Raw genomic sequence first — 21715 nt, 5'->3', positions numbered from 1 at the left:
GCGGTCGAACCGTTGTCAGCCAACCGGTCAGGCGGTGCCCCCCACGGTCAGTCCGTCAACCAGCAGGGTCGGCTGACCTACACCGCAAGGAACGCCTTGCCCGCCCTTGCCGCACACCCCGACGCCTTCGTCCAGTTCCAGATCGCTACCGATGCCGCGCACCTTGGTCAGCACGCTCGGGCCGTCGCCGATCAGCGTCGCGCCCTTGATCGGGGCGCCGATCCGGCCATTCTCGACCAGATACGCCTCGGTGCAGGAAAAGACGAACTTGCCCGACACGATATCGACCTGGCCGCCGCCGAAACTCTTGGCGAAGATACCCTTCTTTACGCGGGAAAGCAGCTCCGCCGGATCGTCCTCGCCGCTGCGCATGAAGGTGTTGGTCATCCGCGGCATCGGCGCGTGCTGGTAGCTTTCGCGGCGGCCGTTGCCGGTAGCTGCGACCCCCATCAGGCGCGCGTTGAGGCGATCCTGCATATAGCCCGCGAGGATGCCGTCCTCGATCAGCACCGTTTCCGATGTCGGGGTGCCTTCATCGTCGATCGACAGCGAACCGCGGCGATTTTCGAGGGTCCCGTCATCGACCACCGTCACCCCGGGCGCGGCGACGCGTTCACCGAGCCGTCCGGAAAACGCGCTGGTGCCCTTGCGGTTGAAATCGCCTTCCAGCCCGTGACCGATAGCCTCGTGCAGCAGCACGCCGGGCCAGCCGGGACCAAGCAGCACGGTCATTTCGCCGGCAGGGGCATCGACACTTTCGAGGTTGGTCATGGCCTGCGCCACGGCCTTGTCGAGCCCGCGGTTCCATTCCGCTGGATCGAACAGGCGGTCGTACAGATATCGCCCGCCAATGCCGAAGGAACCCGTCTCCCGCCGGCCATTCGCTTCGGCCACGACCGCGATGTTGAGCCGGACCAAGGGGCGGATATCGCGCGCAACGAAGCCATCAGCGCGGACGATCTCGACCACGTTCCAGCTGCCGAGGAGCGACACGGTTACCTGCGCCACGCGCGGATCGTGGGCACGGGCCGCGGCATTTATGGTTTCCAGCAATTCGACCTTGCGGGCGAAGGAGATGCCGTCGAGTGGGCTGGCGTCGGTGTAAAGGTGGCGGTTGTTGCGGCGCGGAGGCGGGGCGGGCTGGCCCTTCGCAGGATCGAGCAACTGGAGCGTTTCTCCGGCCCGGCGGATGGCAGCCGCGCTGATGTCGCTGGCGTGGGCGAATCCGGTCATCTCGCCCGAAATACCGCGCAGGCCGAACCCGGAATCGCGTGAATAATCCGCGGTCTTCAGCCGGCCATCGTCGAACGTAAACGCTTCGCTGGCGGTGTATTGCAGATACAGTTCGCCGTCATCGCACCGCGACAGGGTTTGTGCGGCCAGCGACTTCGCTTCGGACGGGGTCAGCTTGCCGTCGGCGTAAATCAGCGACGCGGGATCGAATGTGCTCATCCCGTCCATATAGGGCGGCAGGCCGCCTAAAGATAGGCGATCATCAGCGTGAAGGTGCCTTCGTAGACGCCCTCCGCCTGGTTGCCCGCCACCACCAGCGAGCCCCCGGTATGGATCTCCTGGGTCGGAGATGTCGCGAGCAGCCCGATCGGCAGGCCGAACAAGGTCAAGGTAATTAGGCCGCTGGTCGGCCGGTGGATAAGGGACGCGGTCATGGTTTCGGTTCCGCCCACCCGGGTCAGTTCCACCGATGGATCGCCGGACAGGATCATGACCACCCCGATCGGCGCATCGACCGTAAACCGGGCGCGGGTCTGGGTGCTGGCGATGGTCACAACCTCGCCAATGGTGGTTACGTTGCCGGTGTTCGCGTTGATCATCACCGCGCCGCCTGATCCGCTCGGGACGATCTGGCCGAACTGCAACGCCTCGACATTCAGCAGCCGCGTGCTGTCGATCACCCTGGCAGCGGCATCCGCGGTCGCTTCGTCAGCGGCGTATGCAGGGATCGCGGGGAGGAACAAGGCGCCGGCCAGCAGGGTGCGCAGCGCCATGCGCGTCCCGATGACCGAACCGGAATATCTGAAAAACACGATGAATGATGCCCCCGACTGGAGAACACCTATGGCGCATCAGAGCAGAATTTCTGGTGACCAAGAATGGTTAACACACGGGGTTAACACCGAATTACGGGCTATGCTGCGTTGATGCCCACTTCGTCAGAGGTAATCGATAGTTACCGTAACATTGCCGGTATAGACACCGACCCGCTGGTTGGCGCCGACCCGCAACCGTCCGCCGAGAGCGAAGCTGAAGAAGCCATCGAGAGCGCCGATGTAGAACAGCCGCGGGGTGGTGGTCAGCTGGGTTTGCGGATTGCTGCTGATCGTCATCGTGTCCAGCCGCATCGTCTCGGTGCCGTTCTGTCGGCGGAGCTGGTAGGAGTTGGCGGTGACCCGAAGCCGCAAATTTTGCCGGTAGGTGCCGTAACCATAGAAGGTCGCAGGCTGGTTATCCCCGGCCAGCGCGCGGACCCCGCCGGTCCTGGTCACGCCGCCTTCGGGCGCGAGGATGACGAATCCTTGCGTCGGGCCCGGCACAATCAATCCGAAATCGAGATCGTCGTCCTTGATCAGCGACAGCGGGCGAAGCACGAGAACCCGCGATTCCGCTTCTGCCGTATCGTCCGCCCATGCAGGCGTGCCCAGCCCGCAAGCGAGGGTGGGCAGCAACGCGCCGGCAGCGCATAATCTTGCAAGTTTGGATTTCACGATCGCCCACTTCCCCAGTTCAGGGAGTGGCCTAGCCGTCGCTGGTTAAATAGAGCTTAAGCATGGCCCTGATGGGGCGACTTGAGCATGGCCCTGATGGGGCGACTTGTTAGTTTTCAGCTGGCACCGGACGAAATATCACGAAGCGCTGCCTGGTCCTTACCATCCGCCGGTCCGCCCCGCAGGACAAATCGCCGGTCGCAATAACCGCAGTCGACATAGCCGTGCTCGTCGATCTCGAGATAAACCCGCGGATGCCCCAGCGCGGCGGGCAGATAGGCCGCGCCGCCGACCGCGGGGCCGCGAATGGCGCTGGCACCGTCGCAACTGACGCGGGCATGGTCGACGAAGATGGTTTCGGGCGGCGGAATGGTCATACCCGACGCCGATAAGCACATGGCCGCGGATTCGCAAGCGGTCCGCAGCGCCGCGCGGCAGCATGGAGGACTAATCGATCCGGCCCGCACGTCGCCATGCCAATCGAGATTGCCGGGATAGGAGGCCTGCATTCCCGCGAAAAGCGCTTTACGGCTTACATGCCTCCGCCCTAGGTGAGCGGAATGACCAGCCAAACTGCCCCTGCCGGCCCCGCCGCCATGACATACGCTCCGCCGGCGATCGCCATTCGCGACGTTGTTAAACGCTATGCCGGGGTGAAGGGAAGCGAGGGCAAGCTGGCGCTGGAAGGGGTCAGTTTCGATGTACCCGAAGGCGGAATTTTCGGCCTGCTGGGTCCCAATGGTGCGGGCAAATCGACCCTGATCAATATTCTTGCCGGACTGGTGACGAAGACCAGCGGCACGGCGGAAATCTGGGGTTTCGACATCGACACCCATACCCGCAACGCTAAGCGGTCAATCGGGATCGTGCCGCAGGAAATCGTCTTCGATCCGTTTTTCACACCCTATGAAGTGCTGGAAAACCAGGCGGGGTTCTATGGCGTGGCCAAATCCCTGCGCCGATCCGAGGCGCTGCTGAAAGCGGTCCACCTGGCGGACAAGCGTGATGCCTATGCCCGCACACTGTCGGGCGGGATGAAGCGCCGCCTGCTGATCGCCAAGGCGATGGTCCATTCGCCGCCGATCCTGATCCTCGACGAGCCGACCGCGGGCGTCGATGTCGAATTACGCAAATTGCTGTGGGAACTGGTGACTAGCCTCAACGATGACGGGGTGACCGTGGTGCTGACCACCCATTACCTCGAGGAAGCCGAGCAATTGTGCGACCGGATCGCGATCATCAACCACGGCGAGCTGATCGCCAACAAGCCGACCCGCGAAATGGTCGACATGGCGCGGGAAAAAATCGTCGCAGTGACCGTTGGTAGCGACCTGGCCGCCGCGCCGGAGCACGAAGCGTTCGTCAAGAGCGAACTGGCCGGCCCGCGCGGCGTGGAAGTGACGTATAACAAGGACAATCTGACCGCCGGACAAGTACTGGCAATCCTCCAGGCGCAGGGGCTGATCGTGGAAGACGTCACCACGCGGGAAGCGGACCTTGAGGATGTTTTCGTGACCCTGACCAGCGCGGCATCCCGCGGATGACTAGTCAGGTGCACGACGTCCTGATCATCGGTTCGGGCGCGGCCGGGCTGACCGCTGCACTGGCGCTCGCGCAGCACAAAAAGGTCCTCGTCCTCGCTAAGGGATCACTCGACGGGGGCAGTACCGCGTGGGCGCAGGGCGGCATCGCGGCGGTACTCGATGCGGGCGATACGTTCGAAAACCATATCCAGGATACGATGCGCGCAGGTGCAGGTCTCAACCGGCTGGAGACGGTCGAATACGTAATCGAACGCGCGCCGCATTCGATTGCCCGGCTGGCCGAACTCGGCGTCCCCTTCAACGCAGAAGGGGCCGACCTGCACCTGACCCGCGAAGGCGGCCATTCGCACCGCCGGATCGTGCATGTTAACGATGCGACCGGCTGGGCGGTGCAGGAAGCCTTGCTGAAGGCGGCGGGCGCCAACCCCAACATCACCATGTTGCCGGGGCGCAGCTGCGTCGACCTGATCACCGGCAGGCACGAGAAGCGCTATTCCGGCTCCGGCCGGGTGTGGGGCGCCTACGCGCTGGACGACGCGACCGGCAAGGTGGAGGCGCATACCGCCCACGCCACGATCATGGCGGCGGGCGGCGCAGGCCGGGTGTACCAGTTCTCGACCGCGCCCCGGGGCGCAACCGGCGACGGGATCGCGATGGCGTGGCGTGCGGGCGCGCGGGTTTCCAACATGGAAATGATGCAGTTCCACCCGACTTGCCTGTACAATCTCGAGGTCAAGAATTTCCTCATCACCGAGGCCGTCCGGGGCGAGGGCGGCCATCTGCTCCACCCTGAAACCGGCCACCGTTTCATGGCGGATTACGACCCCGAACGCATGGAACTGGCCCCGCGCGATGTGGTTGCCCGCGCGATCGACGACCAGATCAAGCGTTACGGCCTCGATTGCGTCCATCTCGATATCAGCCACCTCGACCCGGAATTCGTGAAGGGCCATTTCCCGACCATCCATGACAAGCTGCTCGGGCTCGGCATCGACATGACCAAGGGGCCGATCCCGGTCGTGCCCGCGCAGCATTACACCTGCGGTGGCATCCTGATCGACCTTGCGGGGCGGACCGACCTGCCCGGACTTTACGCGGCGGGCGAATGCACCGAGAGCGGCCTCCATGGCGCGAACCGGCTGGCGTCCAACAGCCTGCTTGAATGTTTCGTGTTCGGCGAAGCGGCGGCGGCCGATATCCTGGCGAGGTGGGACGAATTTGCCGCGCCGCCGCCGATCAACCCGTGGGACGAAAGCCGTGTCACCGATTCCGACGAAGAAGTGATCATCAAGCAGAACTGGACCGAGATCCGCCGCTTCATGTGGAACTACGTCGGCATCGTGCGCACCACCAAACGCCTCGAACGCGCGCAGCACCGCATCCGGCTGCTGAACGAGGAAGTCGCCGATTATTACGGCCATTTCCGGGTCACGACCGACCTGATCGAATTACGGAACCTGCTGCAAAGCGCCGAACTGATCGTGCGGTCCGCGCTGGCCCGCCACGAAAGCCGCGGACTGCATTATACGCTCGATTATCCGGAAACGGACGAAATCGCGCGCGACACGGTACTGGTGCCGTGAACAGGACAGGAAAGTAGATTTATGCCCCGGATCACCGCGAACGGAATCCCCCTCGAATACGAATCCTATGGTGCGGAGAGCGATCCCGCGATGCTGTTGGTGATGGGGCTGGGCGCACAATTGACGCTGTGGCCGATGGAGCTGGTCGAGGCGCTGGTGGCGCGCGGGTTCCGGGTCATCCGCTACGACAACCGCGATATCGGCCTGAGCCATAAGTTCGAGGACGCAGGCAAGGTCTCGATCCCCTGGACCATGATCAAGGCGAAGGTCGGGCTGAAGCCGCGCGTGCCGTATACGCTGTCGGACATGGCGGCGGACGGGGTCGGACTGCTTGACGCGCTGGGAATCGACCGCGCGCATATCGTCGGCGCTTCGATGGGCGGGATGATTGCGCAACTGATCGCGGCGGAGCATCCCGGCCGCGTGCTCAGCCTGACCTCGATCATGTCCACTACCGGCCATTCCAGCGTGCCCGCGGCGGAAAAGGAAGCGATGGCGGCCCTGACCACCCGCCCGGCCAACACCGAGATGGAGACGATCCGCGCCCACGGCGTGCGCGTCGCCCGCGCGATCGGAAGCCCGGCCTATCCGGCGGACGAAGCGGTGCTGCATCAGAAGATCGAAAACAATTTCAAACGCAGTTTCTATCCCGCCGGGATGGCCCGCCAGATGGCCGCGATCATCGCCGACGGGGATCGCCGCAGCCGGCTAGCGAAGATCAATGCGCCGACCCTCGTGGTCCACGGCGAGGCCGATCCGCTGGTCAAGGTGGAAGGCGCACACGATACCGCCGCGCATATTTCCGGCGCGAAGCTCAAACTGTTTCCCGGCATGGGGCACGATTTGCCGGTGGAACTGGTCGGGCCGATGGCCGATGCAATTGCGGAGCACGCTGCCAGCGCGGTTTGATTGCACGGATTTGGGCCCATTCCGGCGGGCATTTCGTGAATGAAAATTGCGCGGCTCGATTCGATTGATTCAAACCCCGAAAGCCATCTTATCCGGCGAAATATTTTTTCGCAGATTCATTTTTGGACTTGCGCACTTCGCGAGCCAAGGTTTCTCCACGCGTCGCGGCGTATTGGCCGCGCAACACACCCGCTCCGGGGACCGCCCGGGCACGGTTAATTCCAATTTACCCTCTTGCGTGATTGCCCCCGCTGATTCACTATCTAGTGGTTAGTTACCGGGGGGCACCTACTAGACCTTGTTACTCCATCGGCTTGCCTGGCAAGGGCGGCGAGGGCCGATTCGGGAAAGTTTCAAGGGTGTTTTGCGGCAACTGTGGGTATTTGGGGGGATAAGTTTTTCCCCGCTGGCCTACGAAAATTGCTAGGTGGGGGCATACTCCGCCGAATCGAACGGAAGTAGAACATTGGCTTGATCGCAGGCGGTGTTCCCACCACATTGAGGACGGGGCGGAAATGGATTTCAAAAGCGGGGACGATGCAGCCATGGGGCTCGATCTGGATAGTAACGACACAATCGACGACACCCCGACCCGGTCGGCAGACAGCCCGGCCAAAAGCAAAGAGAAGCACGTTGTGACAATGGAAACCGCCGATATGGGCAGCGACGAGCTGGTAGCCGAGAAGGCCGCTGAAGCGATGACTGGCGCGCTGGCAGCTGCGGTGAATTCCGCCGGTGCCGCAGCGGACAAGGCCGACACCAAGAAGGTGCGCGACCGGCGCTTCGACGTGGTGACCGACAACAGCCGTGACGCCTTGCTGACCGATTTCGGCAAGAACACCCTGATCGACCGCTACCTGCTGCCGGGCGAGAATTTCCAGGACCTGTTCGCCCGCGTGGCCGATGCCTATGCGGATGACCAGGACCATGCGCAGCGCCTGTACGACTACATCTCGAAGCTGTGGTTCATGCCCGCGACGCCGGTGCTGTCCAACGGCGGCACCAGCCGCGGCCTGCCGATTTCCTGCTATCTAAATTCGGTGTCCGACAGCCTCGAAGGCATCGTCAACACCTGGAACGAAAATGTCTGGCTCGCGTCCAAGGGCGGCGGCATCGGCACCTATTGGGGCAATGTCCGCGGGATTGGCGAACCGGTCGGCCTGAACGGCAAGACCAGCGGCATCATCCCCTTCGTGCGGGTGATGGACAGCCTGACCCTCGCGATTTCGCAGGGTTCGCTCCGGCGCGGCAGTGCCGCGTGCTATCTCGACGTGTCCCATCCGGAAATCGAGGAATTCCTCGAAATCCGCAAGGCCTCGGGCGATTTCAACCGCAAGGCGCTGAACCTGCACCACGGCGTGCTGCTGACCGACAAGTTCATGGAAGCGGTCCGCGCGGGCGAGAAGTTCGACCTGCTTTCGCCCAAGACCGGCGAAGTTCGCGGCACGGTGGATGCACGTTCGCTGTTCCAGAAGCTGGTCGAAACCCGGCTGGCAACGGGCGAGCCCTACATCGTATTCTCCGACACGGTGAACCGGATGATGCCCAAGCATCACCGCGACCTCGGGCTGAAGGTTTCGACCTCCAACCTGTGCAGCGAAATCACCCTGCCGACCGGGATCGACCATCTTGGTAACGATCGCACCGCCGTGTGCTGCTTGTCCTCGCTCAACCTTGAAAAGTGGGACGAATGGAACGGCGACAAGGTCTTCATCGAAGACGTGATGCGCATGCTCGACAACGTGCTGCAGGATTATATCGACCGCGCACCCGAAGAAATGGCGCGGGCGAAATATTCCGCCATGCGCGAACGTTCGGTCGGCCTCGGCGTGATGGGTTTCCACTCGTTCCTTCAGATGAAAAACCTGCCCCTCGAAGGCAGCATGGCCAAGGTCTGGAACCTCAAGATGTTCAAGCACATCAGCGGCAAGGCGGAAGAAGCCTCCATGCTGCTGGCGCATGAACGCGGCCCGTGCCCCGACGCGGAAGACATGGGCGCGATGGAACGCTTCAGCTGCAAGATGGCAATCGCTCCGACTGCGTCGATCAGCATCATCTGCGGCGGCACCAGCGCTTGTATCGAACCGATCCCGGCCAACATCTACACCCACAAGACGCTGTCCGGCAGCTTCGTGGTCAAGAACCCGTATTTGCAGAAACTGCTTGGCGAAAAGAGCAAGGATTCGACCAACGTCTGGAACACCATCCTGGAGAAGGGCGGCAGCGTCCAGCACCTCGATTTCCTGTCGGCCGAAGAAAAGGCGATCTACAAGACCAGCTTCGAGATCGACCAGCGCTACCTGCTCGAATACGCCGCCGACCGCGCGCCGTTCATCGACCAGGCGCAGAGCCTGAACCTGTTCATTCCGGCCGATGTCGACAAATGGGATCTGGCAATGCTGCATTTCCAGGCGTGGGAAAAAGGCATCAAGTCGCTCTATTACCTGCGCTCGAAATCGATCCAGCGCGCCGGTTTCGCGGGCGGCGTGGAAGCGGACAACACTTCCGAACTCGCCAAGATCGAACTGATGTCCGGCGCCGAGCAAACGGATTACGAAGAATGCCTGAGCTGCCAGTAATGCTGGCAAACCCGAAAGTCCGGATGGGTGCTGCGATGGCGGCGCTCATCCTGCTTTCGGCCTGCGCGACGCAGGTTCCTTCCGCGGTCGAGCAATCGGGTACCGCGCCGGGGTTCCTGCTCGGGCTGTGGCACGGGTTCATTTTCCCGTTCGCGTGGATCGCATCGCTGTTCGTGCCCGATATCGCGGTCTACGCGGTGCCCAATCGCGGCGGCTGGTACGATTTCGGGTTCTTCCTCGGGATTACCGTGCTCGGCGGCGGATCGTGGTTTTCCTCCAGGAAGCGGGCGCGCACCTGACGCGCACAGCAGAACCCCCGCCCTCACCGAAGTGAGGCCGGGGGCTTTTTGCTACCGACCTCGCGGTGCGGTAGAAATCGTTTTATCGGGTCAGGCCATGGTGGCCTTGTTGCCGAGGCCGACGGGAATGCGCGCAGTCTGCTTCAGGTAGATCCGGTTGTCGTCGATCTTTCCGACGTCTTCCAGACTGAGCTTGTGGTGCGTGTCATCGGCGCTGTCCGACTTGGTCAGCTTGATCATGTCGCCATCGACTTCATCGACGGTTCCGACATGGTCGCCCTTGTAATTGGCGACTTCCATGTGTTCCTTGATGCGGATCTTCTCGAACATGTTTTGTCCTTTCTTTTCATTTGCTTTCACCTAACCAACGGCTAGCGAGCCCTGTTCGTTCCTCGGTCCGCCGCATGTCAGCCACGGCTGGTGAGGCGAAGGCCGAATTGCCCGATTACTGGTCCTGTTCGGTGCGGCCCTGTTCGTCGCGCGAATTGCCATAACCGGTTTGCGTCCCATCCCTGGGTGCCTTGTCTTTTTCATCCGGACCCTTGTCCGCCGGCGGGCGGCGGGTTTCGCCTTCGCGGGGGCCGGTGCGCGGGGGCTCGCCGGGCGCGGTGTTGGGGTTCAGGGTCACGTCGCGGGAATCGTCGGGTTCGTATTTGCCCATGGCGGCAGTCCTTTCGGTTGGGGCAGCCGCGCCGGGGAAGTGAGCGCGCGCTGCCGTTACCCCCGATCTACGCCGGAGCCGGTTCGCCGGTTCCGCGACCGCTTTTCGAACACGCAGAAATAAACCCCTTTATCCACGCCGAATCGGGAAGGTTTGCCTTCGCTTTCTGCCGGCGATTCTGTATGGTTGTCCGACGCGCAAATTCCGATGGAGACACTATATGTCGTTGACCGAGTCCCGTAAGACCTACAAGCCCTTCGAATATCCGTGGGCTTACGACTTCTGGAAACGGCAGCAGCAAATCCACTGGATGCCCGAAGAAGTGCCTTTGGGCGAAGATTGCCGCGACTGGGCGCAGAACCTCAGCGATCACGAGCGCAATCTGCTCACCCAGATCTTCCGCTTCTTCACCCAGGCGGACATCGAGGTGCAGGATTGCTACCACGAAAAATACGCGCGCGTGTTCAAACCGACCGAGATCAAGATGATGCTGGCGGCGTTTTCCAACATGGAAACAGTCCACATCGCGGCCTATTCGCACCTGCTCGACACCATCGGGATGCCGGAAAGCGAATACGGCATGTTCCTCGAATACGAGGAGATGAAGAACAAGCACGATTACCTGCAGGAATTCGGCGTCGAAAATGACGAGGATATTGCCCGCACGCTGGCAATGTTCGGCGGGTTCACCGAAGGGCTGCAGCTGTTCGCCAGCTTCGCGATGCTGATGAATTTCCCGCGCTTCAACAAGATGAAGGGCATGGGGCAGATCGTCAGCTGGTCCGTGCGCGACGAATCGCTGCATTGCGAAGGCATCACCCGCCTGTTCCACGCCTTCACTCAGGAACGCGACTGCTTGACGAAAGCGGTCAAGGAAGACATCCTCGACGCCTGCCAGAAAACCGTCCGGCTGGAAGACGCCTTTATCGACCTCGCGTTCGAGGACGGCCCCGTCCCCGGCATGACGCCGAAGGAAATCAAGCACTACATCCGCTACATCGCCGACTGGCGCCTCAGCCAGCTGGGCCTGCCGGCGATCTACATGGTCGAAGACCACCCGCTGCCGTGGCTCGCCCCGCTGCTGAACGGAGTGGAGCACGCCAACTTCTTCGAAACCCGCGCCACCGAATATTCGAAGGGCGCCACAAGGGGCAACTGGCAGGACGTATGGTCCAGCTTCGACAAACGCCAGTCCGCCAAGAAAGGCGACGAAGCCAACGACGCCGCCATGGACGACGGGCCGGGGCTGTTCGGCGATGATGCTGGTGCCGGGAGTGTGGCGGCGGAGTAGGTTATTGCTCGAGCGCGAAACTGTATTGATACGGCAGTCACATGGACGGTGACGGCATCGCCTGCGAATAGATCTCCTGCATTGCCGGCCCGCCGCCGCTCAGCCAGTCCGCCGCACCCATAGCGGCATCGCTCCAAACCCGATCTGACCTGCCAGACCGTAAAGCCCGGGCACGGAAAACAGGCTGGCAAACCATTCCGCAATTCCGGTGCCGGACAGCGCGCGGGACAGAATTGCCTCGGCCAGCATCAACAGGGCGAAGGCGGTCCCGCCCATCAGCGCAGCGTCTCCGCGGCTCGTAATATCGAACCGGCGGGTCAGCCAGCGCGCGGCGACATAGCTGGCGGTCAGCATCACCGGCAATTCGGCCAGCACTGCGGCGACCTCCCCTACCATCGGCGCCAGCCACATGACGCGCAATGTGCCCAGCGCGAAGCCGAGCATGAAGATCAGCGCGAAATAGCTGGCGGCGGCTCTGATCGGGCTGGTCCTCATCAGCGCACCCTATCACTCGCGCCGCGGCCCGCCAAAATCCGCGCCCGCTCCGGCGCACAAATTGATTTGGCGCAATGCTGCGGGCGGCGGGCGTGGTAGGGTGGGGGACGAGCATGAAAGGCTTTTCCCGATGTCCAACACCCCGCACGATCTCCACGCCGAGTTTCCCGATTGCACCGCGGCGCTGCACCGGCTCAAGCTGGAGGACACCCATTTCCGCAAGCTGGCGGACGAATATCACGAGGTGAACGATGAAATTCACCGCAGCGACGCGGAGATCACCCCGGTGTCGGACGAACATGCCGAGGAACTGAAGAAACGCCGCCTTGCGCTGCTGGATGAAATCTCCGGAATGGTCACCGCCGCGCCGGCATAATTTCTCAACCATTTCAGTGGTAGAGCGGCCGCATGGACCTGCTGAACCCTGAATATGTTACCTATTGGCTGATCGCGGTGAACTTCGCCACGTTCGCGGCCTTCGGGATCGACAAGGCAAAGGCGGAACGCGGCGCACGGCGGATTTCCGAAGCGTCGCTGCTGCAATGGGCGATAATGGGCGGTACACCCGGAGCCTATGCGGCGCGGCACCTGTTCCGGCACAAGACCCGCAAGCAGCCCTTCTCCGGCAATTTGCAAATGATCGCGGTATTCCAGGTGGCTGTGGCTGGCCTGCTGATATTCTTAGCAGTGGCGCGCTAGCGCCAGGCCCGAAACCGCAGACCTAAACCGCGCACCAGTCGCGGCGGCGGCCGGTCCAGGGTTCGGCGAGGCCTTCCGCAACCAGCACCGCGCCGATCGAGGCTCCGCCGCGGGTGACGATCCTTAGCTGGCGGCCGTAGCGGTCGGTATCGCGGCCCTGTTGTTCCAGCGCGAAGGGCCCGGCGTTCAGCAATTGCGTCAGGCGCAGGGTCGCACGCGCGCCCAGCCGTGCCTCGTCCGCGCAGCCGGGCCGCGATGTCTCGGGGGTGTTGATGTCGGCGATCCGGATCTTCGCGCCCGCATGCCAGAAGGTGTCGCCATCGACCACGCAGTGAATCCGCCGCGCCGCGCCGCATGGGGCGAAGGACATGGGCAGGGCGGGCGCGGTGATGGCGGCACCCTGTGCAGCGGCCTGCCCTGCTTCGCCCGCCGCAGGGTGGGGCCGGCGAGCAGGGGCAGGAACGCTGCGACGAAGAGGGTACGGATCATGCGCGCCAGCCTGCGCCCCGGCCCCGCCTCCGCCCATTCCGGTTCCCAACCTCTGGTGGTGGTACCTACCCGGCAAAATGCGGCAACCGGCTTTCCTATGCCGCGCCAAGCCGCTAAGCGCGCCGGGTGAAGGCTTGAGGATTTTGCGCATGACGGACGGGGCGGACGGGGCTGAAATTATGGCGGATGACAGGACCATCCTGGCCAAGGCGGAAACGCTGATCGAGGCGCTGCCCTATTTCCAGCGCTACAAGGGCCGCACCTTCGTGGTCAAATACGGCGGCCACGCGATGGGCGATCCCAAGGCCGCGCGCGAATTTGCCGAGGACGTGGTGCTGCTGAAGGCGGTCGGGATCAACCCGGTAGTCGTCCACGGCGGCGGGCCGCAGATCGGCGCAATGCTCAAACGGCTGGGGGTCGAAAGCAGCTTCGTTGACGGGCTGCGGGTGACCGACAAGGCCACCGCCGACATCGCCGAAATGGTCCTGTCGGGCGCGATCAACAAGGAACTGGTTGGCTGGATCGCGGCGGCGGGCGGCAAGGCGATCGGGATATCGGGCAAGGACGGCGGGCTGGTCACCGCCACCAAGGTGGAGCGCACCACCAAGGACCCGGACAGCAACATCGAACGGGTAGTGGACCTGGGATTCGTCGGCGAGCCATCGGAAGTGGACACGACCATCCTCGACACCGTCAGCGCGGCGGGGATGATCCCGGTGGTCGCCCCGATCGGAGCGGGCGCGGACGGGCATACCTACAACATCAACGCCGACACCATGGCCGGCGCGATCGCCGCGGCACTGGGCGCGGCGCGGCTGTTCCTGCTGACCGACGTGAAGGGCGTGCTGGACAAATCGGGCGCCCTGCTGACCGATCTCGACCCGGCGGCGATCAAGCAGCTGCGCGATGACGGCACGATCAGCGGCGGGATGATCCCGAAACTGGAAACCTGCATTCACGCCGTAGAAAGCGGCTGCGATGCAGCGGTGGTGCTGGACGGACGGGTACCCCATGCCATGCTGCTGGAATTCTTCACCAGCCGCGGGGCCGGCACCCTCATCAGAAAGGCCTAAAACATGAACCCCTCGGCGCTCCTCCGGTTGACGATCCCGCCCGCGATGTTCCTGGTGCTGGCCGGATGCGGCAGTGCGGGCGATACTGCCCCGGCGGCGCAAACGGACGAGGCCGAGGTGGTCGCGATGACCAATTACGAACCGGCGCTTGTGGAACTGCCCGAAGCGTTCTCGAGCCGGGATTGCACCGAAGTCGCGGGGGCCTACGCGGCGGCGCTGGGCGAAAAGAAATTCTCCGCCGCGGCGCAGGCCTGGGCCGAACCGATCGGCACGGACAAGCTGGCGCTCGGTTACGAAGGTTACGGGACGCCGGACCTCCAGATCGGGCAGGCTCGCGAAGAAGGCGCGGCAGGGTCGCTGTTCTGCGAAGTTACCGTGACCCTGCGCGACGGGGACAATCCGCAAACCCCGCTGAAACAGGGGACGCTCACCTTCCGCCGCGTCAACGATGTGCCCGGCGCGACACCGGAGCAGCTGCGCTGGCGGATCACGAACAGCACTATCTACGAGGGGTTGACCGGCCCGGCGAAAACTCCGACCCCGTGATGCGTATTATGCGGTTGATACAGTCCGCCATCCTCCTGTATCAGCGCCCGAACAACTGCCGCGTAACTGCGAACCCTTAGCCGGAAGGACCTATCCTTGTTCCTGATAATCGACATCCTCTCCATGCTGGTCAACGTGCTCGTCATGCTGATCATCGTGCAGTTCATCATCGGGCTGCTGTTCGCTTTCAACGTGATCAACCCGAGCAACGAATTCCTCCGGCAGATCTACAATTCGATCAATTCGCTGCTCGAACCGGTGCTGAACCCGATCCGGCGCATCCTGCCCGCGACCGGCGCGATCGACTTTTCCCCGCTGGTGCTGATCATCGGCCTGCAGATCATCATGCGGATCCTGCTCGAAGTCGCGTACACGACAGTATGATGGCCGCCGCCGAAATCATCGACGGCAAGGCCGCCGCGCTCAGACTGCGCGAGAAGGTCGGCGCATTGGCTGCGGACTTCGCGGAGAAGGCCGGGCGCAAGGCGGGCCTCGCGGTGGTGCTGGTGGGCAATGATCCGGCCAGCCAGGTCTATGTCGGGTCCAAGGGCAAGGCGACGCTGGCGGCGAACATGAATAGTTTCGAACACCGGCTGCCGGACGATGTCGGGGGCGAGGAACTGTTGGCGCTGGTCGAACGGCTCAACGCGGACCCGGCGGTGGACGGTATCCTGGTGCAACTGCCGCTGCCTGCGCATCTCGACGAGCAGGCGGTTATCTCCGCCATTTCGCCGGACAAGGACGTCGACGGGTTCCATGTCATCAGCGCGGGCCGGCTCGCGGTGGGGCAGGCGGGTTTCGTGCCGTGCACCCCGCTGGGCTGCATGATGCTGATGACGGACCGGTTGGGCGATCTGTCAGGGCTGGAAGCGGTGGTGATCGGCCGGTCCAACATCGTCGGCAAACCGATGGCGCAATTGCTCCTCGCCGCGAACGCTACCGTCACCATCGCGCACAGCCGGACGAAAAACCTGCCCGAAGTGGTCCGCCGCGCCGATATCGTGGTAGCCGCGGTTGGCCGGGCGGAAATGATCGGACGCGACTGGATCAAGCCGGGCGCGACGGTGATCGACGTCGGGATCAACCGCCTTCCGCCCGCCGAAGGTTCCGACAAGGGACGGCTGGTGGGCGATGTCGCCTTCGACGAGGTGAGCGAAATTGCCGGAGCTATTACCCCCGTGCCGGGCGGGGTCGGCCCGATGACGATCGCCGTCCTGCTGCGCAACACTCTGGTCGCGGCGCACCGCAATGCCGGGATCGACCTGGCGGAGGGCGCGCTATGAAATTTCGTGCAGCCCTGGGCCTGTCGCTGGCAGCATCCCTCGCGCTGGTGTCCTGTGCCGGTTCAGGCGGTCCCCGCAGGACGCTGGACCCGGTCGCCAATCCGAGCGAAGTGATCGCGACGGAACTAGCCTTCGCCCGCGCCGCGCGGGAGGACGGCCAATGGACCGCGTTCCGGAAATTCGCCGCCAATGACGCCCAGATTTTCGGGCGCTCCGGCGCGTTCGAAGCCGCGCCGTGGCTCGGCAAACAGCAGGACCCGGCGCAATCCGTCAGTTGGCAGCCGCTCGCGGTCTGGTCCAGTTGCGATGGGACACTGGCCGTGACCCAGTTCGCCTTCACCGATCCGAATGACGGTACCTCCGGTCTCGGCCATACCGTGTGGCAGCGGCAGCGCGGCGGTGAATACCGCTGGGTGTTCGATTTCGGCTGGCCGACCGGAGACGCAGCCAGCCAGCCCGAGATGATTTCCGCCAAGGTTGCCGAATGCGGCGGCGAAGGCACCGTTCCTGCTGGCGCCGCTGACCTGCGCCGCTCTGCCGATGGCACGCTCGGCTGGACCTACGCGTTCGCCGCCGATGGTACCCGCAACTTCACCGTGTGGACGGCCGCGCCCGGCGGCACCATGGAGCGGGTCATCGACATTTCGATTCCGCCGGCACCAGCCGCGATCGAGCGGCCATGATCGAGCTGTTCCTGTCCGCCTTCATTACGCTGTTCGTGGTGATCGATCCGCCCGGCTGCGCGCCGATCTATGCCGGGCTGACCCGCGATGCGACCCCGGCGCAGCAACGGTTCATGGCGATCAAGGCGTGTCTGATTGCGGGCGCTATCCTGCTCGGCTTTGCTTTGTTCGGCGAGAAACTGCTGTCGGCGCTGCACATCGAACTCAGCGCGTTCCGGATCGCGGGCGGCATCATGCTGTTCATGATCGCGATCGACATGGTGTTCGAAAAGCGCACCCAGCGGCGCGAGGAACGGGCAGAAAAAATCATGGGCACTCCCGAAGTCGAGGACGTGTCGGTGTTCCCGATGGCGATGCCGATGCTGGCGGGGCCGGGCGCGATCGCCTCGGTCATGCTGCTGGTGGGCGGCTCTTCCGGCATCGAAAGCACCTTGGTGATCCTGGGCGCGCTCGCATCGGTCCTGCTGCTAACGATGTTTGCGCTGATGGCCGCAAGCCCGCTGATGCGCCTGTTCGGTGCCTCGGTGGAAGCGGTCATCACCCGCCTGCTGGGCGTGCTGCTGGCGGCGCTGGCGGCGCAATATGTGATCGACGGACTGCGGGAAAGCTTCGGCGTCTAAACCGGCCCCAGCTACTGCAGGGTCACCCGGTCATCGTCGCCGTCGCGGCGGCCGAAGAACTGCATCAGCTGGACCAGCAATTCGCACCGGGTGGAAATGTCGTCCGCCTCCAGCAATGCCTGTTTCGCGGCCGGATCGAACGGGGCGATCTGGGACACGCCGTTGATCAGCGACATGTCGTCCAACCGCGCAACCGAATCCCAGTCGACGCTGTAACCCTGCGCATCGGCAAAGCGCCGCGCCTCGCGTTCGAATCCGGCGCGTTCGACACTGCTCAACGCCTCGTTCTCGTCATCCTCCAGCAGTTCCGCTTCGACTTGCCGGAACGGGGTGGTGACATCGAGCTCGCGGATCACGCGGAACCGCTGCTCGCCTTCCAGCACCAGGTTGAACCGGCCATCGTCAAGCGCCTCGAACTCCCCGATCCGTCCCACGCAGCCGACCGAAAACAGCGGCGCGCCTTCCGACGGACGTTGCGGCTGGATCATCGCGATCCGCCGGTCCCGCGCAAGGGCATCGCTGGCGAGCGCGCGGTACCGCGGTTCGAACAGATGCAGCGGCAATTGCAGTCCGGGCAGCAGGATGGTGCCGGTAAGGGGGAAGATCGACAGGCGTTTTGCCATTCGCTTACCCGAACAATATCTTGGACAGGCGGCGGCGGGTGGCCACTACCCACGGATCTTCCAGACCCACGGCCTCGAATATCTGGAGCAGCTTTGCTTTCGCCGCGCCCTCGTTCCATTCGCGGTCCGCCTCGATCATCGCCAGCAGCGTATCGGCGGCTTCGTCGCGCGACTTCGCGGCATAGGCGGCTTCGGCGAAGGCAAACTGCGCGTCCATGTCGGCCGGACGTTCGGCGGCGGCTGCGCGCAGGGCCTGCAATTCGCCTTCGTCGACCGTCGTCCCGGCCAGTTCGAGCGCGGAGGCTGCAGCCTGGATCAGCGGATCGTCCTTCAGCGCCGGGTCGAGCCCGTCTAACACGCCTTGTGCTTCCTGCGTTTCGCCCAGCGCCACCAGCGCCCGGATCAGTCCGGCATGACCGGCGGCGTTGTCCGGGGCCATTTCGGTGATCTGGCCGAATACCCCGGCGGCCCGCTCCGCGTCGCCTTCGGCGAGCACCTGCTCGGCCATGGTGATGAACTGGGTCACGTCCTGCTGCTGCTTCTCGCCCGGCGCGCCGGCTTCGACGGGGAGTTTTTCGAGCAATTGGTCGAGCACCTGCTTCAGCTGCGTCTCGGTCCGCGCTGCGGTCAGGTCGGCGACGGGCTGGCCCTGGAACATCGCGTAGACGGTGGGAATGGATTTAACCTGGAACTGGGAGGCAATGAACTGGTCCTCGTCCACGTTCACCTTGGCCAGAATCACGCCCTTATCCGCGTATTCCGCCGTGACCTTTTCGAGGATGGGGGTGAGCGCCTTGCACGGCCCGCACCATTCGGCCCAGAAATCGAGCACTACCAGCTTGGTCATCGACGGTTCGACGATATCCCGCTTGAAACGTTCGATGGCTTTTTGCTCGTCGATATTGAGACCCATGCTGGCCAAGATGCACTCCTGTTTGTCTGGCGTAACGGTACCGCGCTTGCGGCGGCATTCGCGTAAGGCCCCAATGTGGGCCTTTCGCAGCATATGTGAAGGGCAAAACGCCGGAGATGTTCGGGACGTTCGGCGCGCACTCGCCGGGCGTGCGATTTTCCCCTTGCTAGGGTGGAAGACCGCTGCTAGTTGCCCGCTTCCCCACCGGACCTGCGGTCTGGTGAACCCCTTTTGGGGACCCCAAGGGAACAACAGTGAGCGGGCGTAGCTCAGGGGTAGAGCACAACCTTGCCAAGGTTGGGGTCGGGCGTTCGAATCGCCTCGCCCGCTCCAGTTTTCTCCCGTAGCATCGATGATTGCGGCCCCCTGGGTCCGCCCGAAATGCCTGATCGGCGTCGTATCGGGCGCGAATTCGTGGTCTTCATCGTTCCGCCTGATCGGTTCGTCGCAATCCCTGGATTCGATGTTGCATTGCAAACTTCGCCCGCTATCAGGCGTGATATGTTGTATCATACTTTAAGCCGCCTTGCCGGCCCTTCGACCTCCATCCTCGCCATTGCAGCGATAGCCCTGCCTTCCGCAGCCCTTGCGCAAAATACTCGCGAGCGCACGCCTGCCGCCTCGCAGGCCAACGATTCGCAAGACGATTTCCACACAACCGGTGACCGCTCCGACCCCACCATCGTGGTCAGCGCAGTTGGCGTGACCCAGCTCGACGTGCTGGCGGGAACATCGGTCATGCAGGGCGTGGAGCTCCAGCGCAGCCTTGACGGACAGCTTGGCGAAACGCTTGCGAAGCTTCCGGGTGTGAGCGCGACCAGCTTCTCCCCCGGTGCGTCGCGCCCGGTATTGCGCGGCTTTTCGGGTGAACGCGTCAAGGTCCTGGTCGACGGGATCGGCGCGATCGACGTGTCCAACACCTCCGCCGATCACGCGGTCTCGATCGATCCGCTGACCGCGGAACGCATCGAAGTCCTGCGCGGGCCGGCAGTGATGCTTTACGGCAGCCAGGCGATCGGCGGCGCGGTCAACGTGATCGACAAGCGCATCCCCTTGCGGCGTCTCGACGAACCTTTCCATCTCGACGCCCGCCTTGGTGCCAACACCGCCGCCAACATGGCGGAAGGCGGTCTGTCGCTGGATGTTCCCGCGGGCGAATACTTCGTGTTCCACGTCGACGGGTCGTACCGCCGCACCGAGGACCTCGAAATTCCCGGCTTCGTCGCCTCCGACAGCCTGCGGGCCGAACTGCTCGCGGAAGCCGATGCCGATCAGGCGGACGAGCCGGAAGAAGCCGCCGAATTGCAGGAAGCCGCCAACCTTCGCGGCGTGCTGCCGAACAGCGCGACCGAAACATACAGCGCGAATGCCGGATTCGCGTTCTTCGCGGGCGAGAGCAATCTCGGTGCCGCAATCGGACTGTACGATACGACTTACGGCGTCCCCACGCGCCCCGGGACGGGCCACGCCCACGGGGAAGAAGGCGGAGAGGAAGACGGCGGCGAAGAGGAAGAAGGCGCGGAAATCGTTACCATCGGTCTGCGCCAATACCGCGCGGACATGCGCGGCGAACTGGCGCTGGGCGGCGGGATCTTCTCCCAGCTCCGCACCCGGTTCGGCTATAGCGATTACACCCATACCGAATTCGAAGGCGAGGAAGTGGGCACCACCTTCGACGTCCAGGGTTTCGAGGCACGGGCCGAACTGGTCCAGAACCAGCGCGGCACCTGGAACGGTGTTGTCGGTACGCAATATTACTTCCGCGACTTTTCTGCCGAAGGCGCGGAAGCCTACATCCCGCCCAACCTGACTTCGCAGATTGCCGCATTCGCCCTCCAGGAAGTTGCCATCGGTCCGGTCCAGCTGGAATTCGCCGGCCGCTACGAAGGGACCGAAGTGGAATCGCAGCAGCTCGGCTTCATCCGCGATTTCGACAGCTGGTCGGGAGCTGTCAGCCTTGCACACGAGACGGCCGGCGGGTTCCGCTTCGGCGTCACCGGATCGCGGGTCGAACGTGCGCCGAGCGCGGAGGAACTGCTGTCCAACGGGCCGCACATCGCGACGCAGGCGTTCGAGATCGGCGATCTCGATCTCGACGTCGAAAGCGCGTTCGGGGTAGAGGCTTTCATGCGCGGCCGGATCGGGCTCGCGAGTGTCAACGTCGCGGTCTACAAGAACTGGTTCAGCAACTACATCTACCTCGAGGAAACCGGGCTGGAGGAAGACGATTTGCCGGTGTTCCAGTACCTGCAGGACGACGCCGAATATTTCGGGGTCGAAGGCGAGATTTCGCTGCCCCTGATCGACAGCGGCCCGTTTTCGCTACTGGCGGATTTGCGCGGCGATTATGTGCGCGCGAAGCTGGATGACGGCAGCGCGCTGCCGCGTATCCCCCCGCTCAGTCTGCTTGGCGCGCTGGAAGCAAAGACGGAACGGTTCGATGTCCGGGCCGAGGTCCAGTGGTCGGACAGCCAGACCCGGCTGGCCGCGTTCGAAACGCCCACCGACAGCTTTACCTTCGTCAACGCCTCGGTCGCCTGGAAGCCGATCCGCGGGGACGATAATCTGACCCTGATGCTGCAGGCGGACAATATCTTCGACGTCGAAGGTCGGCGCCACGCCAGCTTCACCAAGGACTTCGTCCCCTTGGCCGGGCGCAATTTCCGGATCAGCGCGAAAGCGAGCTTCTAAGGCACGCTTTC

The 21715-nt window shown here is 63.6% G+C and carries 25 protein-coding genes and 1 tRNA gene; 16 read left to right on the top strand and 10 right to left on the bottom strand.

Annotation, left to right across the window (positions count from 1 at the left end):
• Positions 1-27: 27 nt before the first annotated feature.
• The 4 genes from tldD to GRI65_RS07120 all read right to left on the bottom strand — a co-directional run bounded on the left by tldD (position 28) and on the right by GRI65_RS07120 (position 3100).
• A complete protein-coding gene (gene tldD / locus GRI65_RS07135) occupies positions 28-1452 on the bottom strand; it encodes a metalloprotease TldD (protein WP_160755849.1) in 1425 nt (474 codons plus the stop codon).
• Between the two features lie 26 nt (positions 1453-1478).
• Positions 1479-2045 (bottom strand): DUF4402 domain-containing protein, encoded by a 567-nt coding sequence (locus tag GRI65_RS15240; RefSeq protein WP_160755848.1) that lies wholly within the window; start codon positions 2043-2045, stop codon positions 1479-1481.
• Positions 2046-2171: 126 nt separating this feature from the next.
• Positions 2172-2723: a DUF4402 domain-containing protein gene (locus GRI65_RS07125; RefSeq protein WP_160755847.1), complete on the bottom strand. Its 552-nt coding sequence runs from the start codon at positions 2721-2723 to the stop codon at positions 2172-2174.
• Between the two features lie 116 nt (positions 2724-2839).
• Entirely contained in the window at positions 2840-3100 is a 261-nt protein-coding gene (locus GRI65_RS07120) for a zinc-finger domain-containing protein (RefSeq protein WP_160755846.1), read from the bottom strand.
• Between the two features lie 183 nt (positions 3101-3283).
• On the opposite strand from GRI65_RS07120, the gene GRI65_RS07115 reads away from it, so the two are divergent.
• From GRI65_RS07115 to GRI65_RS07095, 5 genes are all read left to right on the top strand, one after another.
• Positions 3284-4267, top strand: a complete 984-nt coding sequence (locus GRI65_RS07115; RefSeq protein ID WP_408609034.1) for an ABC transporter ATP-binding protein — start codon at positions 3284-3286, stop codon at positions 4265-4267.
• Entirely contained in the window at positions 4264-5850 is a 1587-nt protein-coding gene (gene nadB, locus GRI65_RS07110) for an L-aspartate oxidase (RefSeq protein WP_160755845.1), read from the top strand. Before GRI65_RS07115 ends, nadB begins: the two co-directional genes overlap by 4 nt.
• A 21-nt stretch (positions 5851-5871) precedes the next feature.
• A complete protein-coding gene (locus GRI65_RS07105; RefSeq protein ID WP_160755844.1) occupies positions 5872-6759 on the top strand; it encodes an alpha/beta fold hydrolase in 888 nt (295 codons plus the stop codon).
• Between the two features lie 515 nt (positions 6760-7274).
• Positions 7275-9338 carry a ribonucleoside-diphosphate reductase subunit alpha gene (locus tag GRI65_RS07100; RefSeq protein ID WP_160755843.1) on the top strand — a complete coding sequence of 688 codons (2064 nt, stop codon included), beginning with the start codon at positions 7275-7277 and terminating at the stop codon, positions 9336-9338.
• Positions 9338-9637, top strand: coding sequence for a hypothetical protein (locus tag GRI65_RS07095; RefSeq protein WP_202391268.1), 300 nt, complete (start codon positions 9338-9340; stop codon positions 9635-9637). The genes GRI65_RS07100 and GRI65_RS07095 overlap by 1 nt, the downstream gene beginning before the upstream one ends.
• 90 nt (positions 9638-9727) lie before the next feature.
• On the opposite strand, the gene GRI65_RS07090 is transcribed toward GRI65_RS07095, so the two are convergent.
• Together GRI65_RS07090 and GRI65_RS07085 are read right to left on the bottom strand one after the other, a co-directional pair.
• Positions 9728-9967: a DUF2171 domain-containing protein gene (locus tag GRI65_RS07090; protein WP_160755842.1), complete on the bottom strand. Its 240-nt coding sequence runs from the start codon at positions 9965-9967 to the stop codon at positions 9728-9730.
• 115 nt (positions 9968-10082) lie between these two features.
• A complete protein-coding gene (locus GRI65_RS07085; RefSeq protein ID WP_160755841.1) occupies positions 10083-10298 on the bottom strand; it encodes a hypothetical protein in 216 nt (71 codons plus the stop codon).
• Between the two features lie 220 nt (positions 10299-10518).
• Here GRI65_RS07085 and GRI65_RS07080 point away from each other — a divergent pair, with 220 nt between their 5' ends.
• On the top strand, positions 10519-11589 hold the full coding sequence (locus GRI65_RS07080; protein ID WP_160755840.1) for a ribonucleotide-diphosphate reductase subunit beta: 1071 nt from the start codon (positions 10519-10521) through the stop codon (positions 11587-11589).
• Between the two features lie 99 nt (positions 11590-11688).
• On the opposite strand, the gene GRI65_RS07075 is transcribed toward GRI65_RS07080, so the two are convergent.
• Positions 11689-12084 carry a hypothetical protein gene (locus tag GRI65_RS07075; RefSeq protein ID WP_160755839.1) on the bottom strand — a complete coding sequence of 132 codons (396 nt, stop codon included), beginning with the start codon at positions 12082-12084 and terminating at the stop codon, positions 11689-11691.
• Between the two features lie 130 nt (positions 12085-12214).
• Between GRI65_RS07075 and GRI65_RS07070 the strand changes: the two genes are divergently transcribed.
• Positions 12215-12460: a YdcH family protein gene (locus tag GRI65_RS07070; protein WP_160755838.1), complete on the top strand. Its 246-nt coding sequence runs from the start codon at positions 12215-12217 to the stop codon at positions 12458-12460.
• A gap of 32 nt (positions 12461-12492) precedes the next feature.
• Positions 12493-12783 carry a DUF1294 domain-containing protein gene (locus tag GRI65_RS07065; RefSeq protein ID WP_160755837.1) on the top strand — a complete coding sequence of 97 codons (291 nt, stop codon included), beginning with the start codon at positions 12493-12495 and terminating at the stop codon, positions 12781-12783.
• Positions 12784-12805: 22 nt separating this feature from the next.
• Here the strand turns inward: GRI65_RS07065 and GRI65_RS07060 are convergent, their stop codons facing one another.
• Entirely contained in the window at positions 12806-13309 is a 504-nt protein-coding gene (locus GRI65_RS07060; RefSeq protein ID WP_160755836.1) for a thermonuclease family protein, read from the bottom strand.
• A 112-nt stretch (positions 13310-13421) separates the two neighbouring features.
• On the opposite strand from GRI65_RS07060, the gene argB reads away from it, so the two are divergent.
• From argB to GRI65_RS07030, 6 genes are all read left to right on the top strand, one after another.
• Positions 13422-14345 carry an acetylglutamate kinase gene (gene argB / locus GRI65_RS07055; protein ID WP_232843990.1) on the top strand — a complete coding sequence of 308 codons (924 nt, stop codon included), beginning with the start codon at positions 13422-13424 and terminating at the stop codon, positions 14343-14345.
• A gap of 3 nt (positions 14346-14348) precedes the next feature.
• Positions 14349-14891: a hypothetical protein gene (locus tag GRI65_RS07050; protein WP_160755835.1), complete on the top strand. Its 543-nt coding sequence runs from the start codon at positions 14349-14351 to the stop codon at positions 14889-14891.
• Between the two features lie 96 nt (positions 14892-14987).
• On the top strand, positions 14988-15275 hold the full coding sequence (locus GRI65_RS07045) for a YggT family protein (RefSeq protein WP_408609032.1): 288 nt from the start codon (positions 14988-14990) through the stop codon (positions 15273-15275).
• A complete protein-coding gene (gene folD, locus GRI65_RS07040) occupies positions 15275-16174 on the top strand; it encodes a bifunctional methylenetetrahydrofolate dehydrogenase/methenyltetrahydrofolate cyclohydrolase FolD (protein WP_160756519.1) in 900 nt (299 codons plus the stop codon). The genes GRI65_RS07045 and folD overlap by 1 nt, the downstream gene beginning before the upstream one ends.
• Positions 16171-16857: a hypothetical protein gene (locus GRI65_RS07035; protein ID WP_160755834.1), complete on the top strand. Its 687-nt coding sequence runs from the start codon at positions 16171-16173 to the stop codon at positions 16855-16857. Before folD ends, GRI65_RS07035 begins: the two co-directional genes overlap by 4 nt.
• Positions 16854-17477: a MarC family protein gene (locus tag GRI65_RS07030; protein ID WP_160755833.1), complete on the top strand. Its 624-nt coding sequence runs from the start codon at positions 16854-16856 to the stop codon at positions 17475-17477. Before GRI65_RS07035 ends, GRI65_RS07030 begins: the two co-directional genes overlap by 4 nt.
• A gap of 11 nt (positions 17478-17488) precedes the next feature.
• Here the strand turns inward: GRI65_RS07030 and GRI65_RS07025 are convergent, their stop codons facing one another.
• Complete coding sequence (locus GRI65_RS07025) at positions 17489-18100, bottom strand: LON peptidase substrate-binding domain-containing protein (protein ID WP_160755832.1); 612 nt, start codon at positions 18098-18100, stop codon at positions 17489-17491.
• A 4-nt stretch (positions 18101-18104) separates the two neighbouring features.
• Positions 18105-19013, bottom strand: coding sequence for a tetratricopeptide repeat protein (locus GRI65_RS07020; RefSeq protein WP_232844062.1), 909 nt, complete (start codon positions 19011-19013; stop codon positions 18105-18107).
• Positions 19014-19271: 258 nt separating this feature from the next.
• Here GRI65_RS07020 and GRI65_RS07015 point away from each other — a divergent pair.
• Together GRI65_RS07015 and GRI65_RS07010 are read left to right on the top strand one after the other, a co-directional pair.
• Positions 19272-19346: transfer RNA gene (locus tag GRI65_RS07015), tRNA-Gly, on the top strand.
• Between the two features lie 168 nt (positions 19347-19514).
• Complete coding sequence (locus GRI65_RS07010; RefSeq protein WP_160755830.1) at positions 19515-21704, top strand: TonB-dependent receptor; 2190 nt, start codon at positions 19515-19517, stop codon at positions 21702-21704.
• Positions 21705-21715: the final 11 nt, after the last annotated feature.

Source organism: Allopontixanthobacter sediminis, assembly GCF_009828115.1.
Lineage (GTDB): Bacteria > Pseudomonadota > Alphaproteobacteria > Sphingomonadales > Sphingomonadaceae > Allopontixanthobacter > Allopontixanthobacter sediminis.
Note: the sequence above shows the minus strand (reverse complement) of the source record. Positions and strands in the feature narration are given on the sequence as shown.